General features: G+C 37.3%; 2 protein-coding genes. Both read left to right on the top strand.

What is annotated here, in order from left to right; genetic code table 11:
- The first annotated feature begins 42 nt into the window (after positions 1-42).
- Positions 43-624: a MarR family winged helix-turn-helix transcriptional regulator gene (locus A5875_RS03805; protein WP_088932378.1), complete on the top strand. Its 582-nt coding sequence runs from the start codon at positions 43-45 to the stop codon at positions 622-624.
- 253 nt (positions 625-877) lie between these two features.
- Positions 878-1,024 (top strand): dihydrofolate reductase (locus A5875_RS24310; protein WP_176244613.1); only part of this gene is annotated, 147 nt, incomplete at its 3' end.

Genomic DNA, 1,024 nt, shown 5'->3' on the forward strand with positions numbered 1-1,024 from the left:
ATATAAATATAAGGTACCTGAACAAAAAAGGAGAGATCTATCATGGAGAATCAAATGAATGAACAATTTATGAAGCTGCAACATAATTTACGTCGCTATTACCATCGTCAAATGGCAAAAAATCAAGGGTTTGGACCACATCGAGGGCAGGGGCGCGTTTTAGCCTTATTAAAAATGAATCCTGAAATCAGTCAAAAGGATTTAACTTTTGTTTTAGGAATGCGGCCGCAATCTGTTGGAGAACTATTACAAAAACTTGAAGACAAAGAATTTATCACTCGAGAAGCATCAGAGGAAGATCGTCGTATCATGATTATTCGTCTGACGGAACTTGGCAAAGAAGAAGCAGAAAAAATTTCTGAAACGCCAGACTTTGGTGAAGAGTTATTTGCGGATTTCAGTGAAGAAGAAAAAGCAGAATGGTCACGCTTAGTTGAAAAAATAAACGACACATTAAAAAATCAATTAGGAGAAGATGATTCCGAAGAATTTTTTGGCGGCGGAAGGGGTTTTGATGGTCCACGACATCATCACGGACACGGGCCTCATGGATTTGGTGGACCACATGGCAATTGTTCAGGTCATGGCCATCACTTTGGCGAATTTGAAGGCTTCAACTGGTAAGTTCTAAAGAATAAAAGCCTATAAATTTAAATAGTAAGAAAGCTGTAAGGGAAAAATTTCCTTTATGGCTTTTTTTTGTTACAATAACGGAGAGAAATTTGAGGATGGTTCAGAGATGAAAGAATTAAAAGTTACAGAGTTATATAAGACCTTTGGTGATAAAACATTATTTGACCGCATCTCTTTTTTGATTCATGAAAAGGATCGAATTTGTCTCTTATACACATCTAGATGTGTATAAGAGACAGATATTATGCTGATCGCGATTTGGGCGCAGGATAAAAATGGTTTGATTGGTAAGAACAATCGCTTACCATGGCATCTGCCAAATGATCTACGCTTTTTTAAAGAAACCACGATCAATCACACCTTAGTGATGGGACGTAAAACGTTTGAGGGA

It is taken from the genome of Enterococcus sp. 3H8_DIV0648, from assembly GCF_002140655.1.
GTDB classification, from domain to species: Bacteria; Bacillota; Bacilli; order Lactobacillales; family Enterococcaceae; genus Enterococcus_A; species Enterococcus_A hulanensis.

Coding starts and splice junctions, on each gene's coding strand:
- A5875_RS03805 (WP_088932378.1), top strand. CDS start 43: ATGGAGAATCAAATGAATGAACAATTTATGAAGCTGCAACATAATTTA.